1 protein-coding gene is annotated in these 444 nt (G+C 25.0%); it reads left to right on the top strand.

Features of this window, described 5'->3' with window-relative positions; all coding sequences use genetic code 11:
* On the top strand, window positions 1-302 hold a 302-nt coding region (locus tag GUI70_RS22675; RefSeq protein WP_237725130.1), incomplete at its 5' end, for a helix-turn-helix transcriptional regulator.
* Between the last annotated feature and the right edge of the window lie 142 nt (window positions 303-444).

Raw genomic sequence — 444 nt, 5'->3', positions numbered from 1 at the left:
GAGGGTATTGCATAATTAATATAGATTTGTTACATTATAAATGCAATATATATATGGCAAAAGTGTGTGTGAAAAAGGAAGAGTTTATAATCATGATAAATAATATTAAGCATTATCGTAAAGAAATGAATTTTTCGCAGCAAGAGTTGGCTAATAAAGTTGAAGTAACAAGGCAGACAATATCTTTAATTGAATTAGGGAAATATAATCCTACTATCAAATTATGTATTAGCATAGCTAAAGCTTTACAAGTAGATTTGAATAAATTATTTTGGGAAATGAGTGATAATAGTGAGGAATAATAGAAATATGGATGAAAGACAAGAAATAATTAATAAGAATATGTTAATTAGGTCTTTTGGCTTTTTATTTATACTATTAATAATTTATATAGCTTTTTTAGGCGTGATTAATGTAACTATAACAGGACACCAATTAATATTA

It is taken from the genome of Deinococcus alpinitundrae, assembly GCF_009982895.1.
Taxonomy (GTDB): Bacteria; Deinococcota; Deinococci; order Deinococcales; family Deinococcaceae; genus Deinococcus; species Deinococcus alpinitundrae.
This window is presented reverse-complemented; position numbering and strand designations above follow the sequence as displayed.